Origin of the sequence: Rubritalea sp. (assembly GCF_039830215.1) — a bacterium.
Classification (GTDB): domain Bacteria; phylum Verrucomicrobiota; class Verrucomicrobiia; order Verrucomicrobiales; family Akkermansiaceae; genus Rubritalea.
In genome coordinates this window covers 1-6,866 of sequence record NZ_JBDOPO010000200.1, presented here as the reverse complement: position 1 = coordinate 6,866, position 6,866 = coordinate 1, and the positions used below count along the sequence as shown (strand labels likewise).

The following is a 6,866-nucleotide window of genomic DNA, read 5'->3' as shown; positions in this document are numbered from 1 at the left end:
CGGCGTGTTCTTCGACAATGAAACCGGCCTTACCAAGCAGCTTCTTGAATTTTGGAGCAGGCTCAGACAGCCAGTAGGTGACACACCCACCGGGTTTAAGGATGGTTTTAAGTTTGCCAAGAAAGGCTGGGGAATACATTTTGTGGTTTCCCGCCGTGATCAAGTCGTCGGGCGTGTTGTCGATGTCGATTAATAGCACGTCGTAGCTGTTAGGTGGCTTACTGTTGATGATATCGAAGAAGTCACCTTGGGTAATTTTCGTGCGATGGTCATCAAGCAATGGCCCATTGTACTCGACCAAGTGCGTGCGGTTCCACTCGATGAGTGGCGGCATGAGTTCGGCAACTTCGACGGTGGCAGGTTTGCCTACTAACTGGAGTGTGCGTTTGAGGGTGAAGCCCAAGCCAAGTCCGCCAATAAGTACTGATGGGTGCGCAGGTCTTGTCTTCTTATCTGGTAAAATATGCTTACAGCCAATGTCAGCTAGCATCTCCTCAGAGTAGGTCTGGATCGTGCTCATCAGCTCGAAGCCGTTGAACTTAAGGTAAAAATCGTTATCGTGCTTGTGCAGAGAGAACACTGTCCCATCTGGCATCACTGACTCACCGAGATCTATGTAAGGCTTCATTACCGCAGGCTTCACTAAAACGAGGAAATCAACAAGCCTAGAGCAGTGTGAGTTTATTTTCTCCAGATGGTGTGCTTCGGAAATGCGCCTTTTACTGTTTATGGCCTTAGCCAAAGACGGATGTTTGCTCGGTGAATTTTATGTGTTAGAAACTCTGCATGAATAGCCCAATTGCGCGCGATGTTGAGATGATAAAGGTGGAGCTTCTAGACGGGTTGGAGGCGTACTGTTGTCCAGAGAGAGTCACGGTTACTACATAACTTTGCAAAATTATTGGTCGTGGTTGAAGAAGCTGCCAGCGCGACTTGAGCACCTACCTGAAGCGAGTTTTGATGTCCCAGAGCTTGTTGAGACAACCACAGCTAAAATCTGTCTAGAGTCGGGGACTATCATGCTTCGCTGTAAAGTTGGTCATGGGTTTCCGTTTACTATTGACCGTTCAATGACCGGTGGAGTCTGGTTCGATCAAGGGGAGTGGGAGGCACTACAAGAGCGACAGTTTCACGATGAAATCCATCTTGTTTTTACCGCTCCGTGGCAGGATGCCGTGCGTCATGCGCATGTCGATGCCGCCTATCAGGCTCTGCTCGTTGAACACTTTGGGGAAGATCTGCTATCTGAATTGGCATCTCTCAAAGAAAGGCTCACTGAGCATCCTCACAGAGAATTTGCTCTCGCATTCCTGCATTCTCAGTAGCCAGGGCTGGGTACAAAAAAGAGCCACCCTAAGGTGGCTCTTTTGAAATATTAAGAGGATAGGGTGTCTAGGCCTAGAATGGGAGTCCGCCGCCTTTGCCGCCGAACTTCTTGGCCATGTCTCCGAGCTTGCTCATATCTAGGTCGTCCATGTTGAGGTCGCCGCCTTTGCCTCCACCGAGCATGTCGCCCATTCCTTGCATGCCGCCCAATTGCTCCATCATCTGCTTCATTTTGCCTTTAGAGCGCATCATCTTGCGCATTTCGCCAAATTGCTTGAGCAAGCGATTCACTTCGAGAACGGATGTGCCTGAGCCTTTAGCGATACGCTTACGGCGGGTGCCCTTGATGATTTCTGGACGCTCACGTTCTTTAGGAGTCATAGAGAGAACGATGGCTTCCATGTGCTTCATTTTATCCGTGTTGAGCGCGTCAGTTGGAATCTGCTTCTTCATTTTCTTCATGCCTGGAAGCATGTTGAGAAGACCATCGAGTGGTCCTAGCGAGCGGATCATTTTCATCTGACTGAGGAAGTCGTTGAAGTCGAATTTACCTGACTGCATGCGCTCGGCAGCCTTCATCGCCTCTTTTTCGTCGATCTTGTCAGCGACCTGTTCGACCATGGATACCACGTCACCCATGTCGAGGATACGGCCGGCGAGACGCTCTGGGTGGAACTCAGTGAAGTCATCGATTTTCTCACCGTCACCTGAGTACTTGATTGGCTTGCCAGTGATGGTGCGCATGGAAAGTGCCGCACCACCGCGAGCATCACCGTCGAGCTTTGAAAGGATGATTCCTGTGATTCCGACAGCTTCGTCGAAGTGGCTAGCTACTGACACAGCTTGCTGACCAGTCGCGGCGTCGGCAACGAGGAGGGTCTCTTTCGGTGCGAGGAATGTGTGGAGTTCTTTGAGCTCGCCAATGAGCTTGTCGTCGACTTCTTGACGTCCAGCAGTATCGAAAATCATCAAGGTGCCATTCTGGCCGTCTGCCCACTTGAGCGCGTCTTTTGCTACTTTGACTAGATCAGTCTCAGATGGGTCTGGTGTGTAGACTGGCACATCGATTTGCTTGGCCAGCGTGGCGAGTTGGTCGATCGCGGCTGGACGGTAGAGGTCACAAGCCACGAGTAGTGGTCGGCGGCCTTCTTTCTTGAGGCGTGCTGCTAGCTTTGCAGAGGTGGTGGTCTTACCAGCTCCGTTGAGGCCCACCATCATGATGCGTGCCGGCGGTGTGAGATCGAGTGGCTCGTTGTCTCCACCGAGAAGGGCGGTGAGCTCGTCGTGGAAAATCTTGACGATCTGCTCACTTGGCTTGACCGACTTCATTACTTTCTCACCGAGTGCTTGCTCCTTCACATTTTTGATAAAGAGTTTGGCTACGGAGAAGTCTACGTCAGCTTCGAGCAGAGCTAGGCGAACCTCGCGAAGGGCATCGCTGATGTTCTTTTCAGAAATTTTGCCCTGACCTCGAATGTTTTTGAAGGCGCTGTCTAGTGAATCTGAGAGTGAGTTGAACATGATATTTTAAAAAAATTGAGAGAGTGTGGTTTCACTGCTGCGCTGCTGGCAGTGATGGCGATGTGGTTGGAAGATAAGCTTCACGCCTGTTGACGATGAATGTCCAGCTCATTGGTTTTTCATACTTTTCAGCTTCTAGTAGCTTCCAGCTCACAGTGATGTCGCAGGTAGGTTTGCGCAGGCGTCGGTTGACTTTCCAAGAGAATTTTTTACTTTCTGGGTCAAAAGTTGCTGGAACTTTGCCAAATCCGGCAACGCGCATGACTAAGGAAGTTGGATCGAGTTGTTCGATGCCGCTGAGGTCGGCTGAGATGATTGGCAGGCGATTACCGATCGTGGAGCCTGCTGCTGGGGTGACTGGGTGGGGGATATTTTGGATGAATGCTCCAAGGCTAGCTGTGCTGGTGGCTGTGGCAGGGAAGCGGGTGGCATTCTCAAACACGCTATCGTGCGTGCCTAGGATGATGTAGCGCGGCAAAGTCATGTTAGGGGACTTTTTGGAGACCTTACCGGGATGAACGGTGAATAGGCATTCGTACCCTTCTTTTTTAGCCACATCAAACATTTCAGGAGTATGGAAGCCGCCAGGGTAGGCGTAGGTGGTGATGGCTTCACCGAATTTTTCTTCAAGAAATTGCTTCGAATCGCCCAGCTCAATATTGATGAAATCTGCGTATTTTTCGGGTCCTAGTTGGATCTTCTTTCTGATCGTACTGGGGTAGGGATGTGAGACTGAGTGTGAGCCGACGCTAGCGCCATTTGCTTTCATTTCTTCTACCATTGCGGTGGTGAGAGCCTTGCCACCTCCGTCGACGTAATTTTTGTAGATGAATAAGGTGAATGGAAATTCAAATTCTTTAAGGATTGGGTAGGCGTGGTCGTAGACTGTCTTCCACCCATCATCGATAGTGATCAATACCGAGCGCTCAGGAAGTTTAAGGTTGCCCGTTTTCCATGCCAAAAATTCTTCTAGCGTGAGGATTTTTAGTTTCAGATCCTTGAGGGCTTGGAGCTGCTTACGAAACGCATCAGTCGGTAGCTTCATCGCCGTCGCTTCGCCAGTGCTGGTGAAGTCGTGGTAGCCAAGGACGGTTACCAACGAGTGGTCATCGGTAGACTTTACCAAGGTGGGTGGGCGAGTTGCGTCCACTACAGCTTTTTCGGAGTCCGCAGGAGTCAATGGAGCTTGAGCTGCCGCACAGTAGGCGAAGCAAAAGCTAAAAAAAATAGTAGTGAATACCTTCATTGTCACAGAGGATAACTCTAGTGCGGGGTGTCGCTTTGTAAACACTGATATCGGTGAATCTTGTGTATTTATAGGAGCTATGAAGAATTGTTCGCTAACTTTGCTTGCTATGCAAGGGGCGGTGATTATCGTGCATAGGATTTTAGCACGATGACTCCGCCACGATGACTCCGCTTTTGCGCAAATTTTTAGGACTGAACTGGGTGCTGTTATTCCCCATGTTGGGACTTATTGTGTTCGGAGTTTTCTCTATCGAGAGTGCTGCTCGGCATTTGCCGCAAGGTGGGGAGTACTATGCTGACCGTCAAAAGATGTGGGCAATCCTCGGTGGTGGTGTCTATCTGATCACAGCACTGTTAGACTACCGATGGATCAAATATCTGGCCCTCCCTATGTATTTAGCTGGCTTGGGGTTGATGGTGGCTGCTATGTTTGTGGACAACGAAGTGCACCAACTGAATTTCGCAGGTGTGAGCTTCCAGCCAGCCCAGTTTATGGTAGTGGCTGGTTTTATAGCGATGGCCATGATGCTGCAGCAAATGCCACGGCTTCATCCGTTGTTAGGTCTACCAATAGTCAAGATAAGCATGATTGCTGTCATGTCGTTGGTGCCTTTTGGTTTGGTAGCACTCATGGGAGATATGGGCTCGGCGCTAGTCTGGCTACCAGTGGTGGGGGTAGTCATGCTGACAGGAGGGATTCCCTTTCGCTACTTGAGCTTTATTCTACTAGTAGGACTAGCGATGATCCCGCCATTATTTTTTATCATACTGCCTAGCGCATCTGAGCGTGGCACGCAGCGAATCGAGCTTTATCTTGATATGCTTAACGATCGTGAGGTCGACATCCAAGGGGATGCTTACGCGCCGCATTATATTGGCATGGCTGTCGGCAAAGCCGGCTATAAGGGAGTTGGTTACATGGCCGACGCGAACAAAGGTTCGATTCATGATAAAAAGTACATCCCATGGAAGACCGCGCACAACGACTTTATTTTCGCAGTGATCGCTGAAGAATGGGGCTTTCAAGGGAGTCTTTTGATGATCATTGTTTATGCCGTTCTGTTGATTCAGGCTTTGTTCATATCCTACTATAGTCGAGATCTCTCGGGACAGGTGATCGTCTGTGCCGTGGTAGCTCTGTTCTTCGCGCATATTTTTGAGAATATAGGAATGCACATACGGATCATGCCAATCACGGGTATTCCTTTGCCGTTGGTTTCGTACTCGGGAACCTTTTTGTTGATGTGTATGTTCATGTTAGGTTTTATCCAGAGTGTTTGGGTGCACCGGAATGTGGTGCCTGCCGAGGATATCTCAAAGCCTATCACTTTGTCTCGTCGTGGGCGCAGGCAGATCATTGGAAAACGCCGAGGTGAAGGTCGAACCAACCCGAATGAAAGGACCCAGCGAGGAGAAGCTCTCTAGCCTTGCTTGCAATTTGTAAATCTGCTGCGTAGCGTCGATAAATGCGGCTCGACAAATTCATAGCAACCCATTCCGAAGCATCTCGTTCATTGGCCAAAGCTGCTATCTTATCGGGTAGAGCTAAGGTGAATGGAGTGGTGGTGAAGGACCAAGGACTCAAGGTGAAGTCTGAGGATGAGATCGTGGTCAACGGCCAGCTCATCACTGAATCAGGTGAGGTCTACATAGCTCTCTACAAACCCGAAGACGTGCTTTCGTCTACTGGAGATGATGAAGAAGATGACACAGTGATCGATCTAGTGGACGGTTTCACACATAAGGAACTCCATATCGCAGGACGACTCGACAAAGATGCGACTGGTCTTGTGCTTCTCACCAGTGACGGAAAGTGGAGCCACCGAGTCACCTCGCCGAAGTTTGCATGTGAAAAGATCTATCATGTTGTTTTGATCGATCCTATCGACGAAGAGATTGTCGATATTTTTGCTGAAGGCTTGTATCTAAGGGGGGAAGAAAAGCGCACTCTTCCTGCCAAGTTAGAGTTGCTCGGCGAGCGCGAAGGTCGCCTAACAATTACTGAAGGAAAGTACCATCAAGTGAAGCGCATGTTCGGGGCCGTCGGTAATAAGGTGCTTGAACTTAAGCGTGAGAATATTGGTATGGTTAATCTGAGAGATCTTGAGCCAGGTGAGTTTTACGAGCTTGATGATGCTGAGATTCAAAGCTTTTTGAAGTAGGAGCTTCACCTGCGTTTTGCATCATGCTAGGAATCTATGCATGCGATCACTCCTGTGCTTGCTGAGTCTCTTTTGTGTTAGTTCCACTCTTCATTCCCAAGTCATTGTTTGGCAAGAAAAGACGGTGACAGGGCCGAGCCGCGGGACGGTGACAGGAAAAGTGAAACTTCTCTTCTGGAAAGGTACTATCGACAACCAGATTGCTTTTGTGAATATGGCAGATGCGAGGCTTCGGCACCAAGAGTACGCAGTCGATAATGTTGCCTATCTTTGCGTGCTCATAAACCCTCACATGTCTCGTAATCTTGTAAGAATCTACTCGTTAGATCCTCGAAATTCTCCGAGCGGCTACCCATACGCGTTCACTTAATGGCTAAAAGTCTTTCATGGAGTGATTTACGATATCTTTTATCCATCCAAACATGCCGTTCTTCTAGGGTCAATGGAGCACCTAAGCTACTCAGAGTCAGCGTGCCTAATTGCTGACTTATTACTTCACTCACCTTTTCGTAGCTCAGCGCTCTTTTAACTCTAACAATTGCCATCATAAAGATATGGTTCACGACTAACTGTTGGATCAATGCTGCACGCGCTATGCAGCACAGATGG

Annotated in this window: 7 protein-coding genes; 3 read left to right on the top strand and 4 right to left on the bottom strand. The window is 49.2% G+C overall.

Annotated elements, in window-relative coordinates:
• A partial coding sequence (locus tag ABGY95_RS06625) for a spermine synthase (protein WP_347440905.1) occupies positions 1-628 on the bottom strand: 628 nt, incomplete at its 3' end.
• 262 nt (positions 629-890) lie between these two features.
• On the opposite strand from ABGY95_RS06625, the gene ABGY95_RS06620 reads away from it, so the two are divergent.
• Positions 891-1,325, top strand: a complete 435-nt coding sequence (locus ABGY95_RS06620) for a hypothetical protein (protein ID WP_347440904.1) — start codon at positions 891-893, stop codon at positions 1,323-1,325.
• Positions 1,326-1,398: 73 nt separating this feature from the next.
• Here the strand turns inward: ABGY95_RS06620 and ffh are convergent, their stop codons facing one another.
• Both ffh and ABGY95_RS06610 read right to left on the bottom strand, forming a co-directional pair.
• Positions 1,399-2,847 carry a signal recognition particle protein gene (gene ffh, locus ABGY95_RS06615; RefSeq protein WP_347440903.1) on the bottom strand — a complete coding sequence of 483 codons (1,449 nt, stop codon included), beginning with the start codon at positions 2,845-2,847 and terminating at the stop codon, positions 1,399-1,401.
• A 31-nt stretch (positions 2,848-2,878) separates the two neighbouring features.
• On the bottom strand, positions 2,879-4,093 hold the full coding sequence (locus ABGY95_RS06610) for a polysaccharide deacetylase family protein (protein WP_347440902.1): 1,215 nt from the start codon (positions 4,091-4,093) through the stop codon (positions 2,879-2,881).
• A gap of 164 nt (positions 4,094-4,257) precedes the next feature.
• On the opposite strand from ABGY95_RS06610, the gene ABGY95_RS06605 reads away from it, so the two are divergent.
• On the top strand, positions 4,258-5,520 hold the full coding sequence (locus tag ABGY95_RS06605) for an FtsW/RodA/SpoVE family cell cycle protein (protein WP_347440901.1): 1,263 nt from the start codon (positions 4,258-4,260) through the stop codon (positions 5,518-5,520).
• Positions 5,521-5,561: 41 nt separating this feature from the next.
• Positions 5,562-6,257, top strand: a complete 696-nt coding sequence (locus ABGY95_RS06600) for a pseudouridine synthase (RefSeq protein WP_347440900.1) — start codon at positions 5,562-5,564, stop codon at positions 6,255-6,257.
• A gap of 362 nt (positions 6,258-6,619) precedes the next feature.
• On the opposite strand, the gene ABGY95_RS06595 is transcribed toward ABGY95_RS06600, so the two are convergent.
• Positions 6,620-6,866 (bottom strand): hypothetical protein (locus ABGY95_RS06595; protein ID WP_347440899.1); only part of this gene is annotated, 247 nt, incomplete at its 5' end.

Coding starts and splice junctions, on each gene's coding strand:
- ABGY95_RS06605 (WP_347440901.1), top strand. CDS start 4,258: ATGACTCCGCTTTTGCGCAAATTTTTAGGACTGAACTGGGTGCTGTTA.
- ABGY95_RS06600 (WP_347440900.1), top strand. CDS start 5,562: ATGCGGCTCGACAAATTCATAGCAACCCATTCCGAAGCATCTCGTTCA.
- ffh (WP_347440903.1), bottom strand. CDS start 2,847: ATGTTCAACTCACTCTCAGATTCACTAGACAGCGCCTTCAAAAACATT.
- ABGY95_RS06610 (WP_347440902.1), bottom strand. CDS start 4,093: ATGAAGGTATTCACTACTATTTTTTTTAGCTTTTGCTTCGCCTACTGT.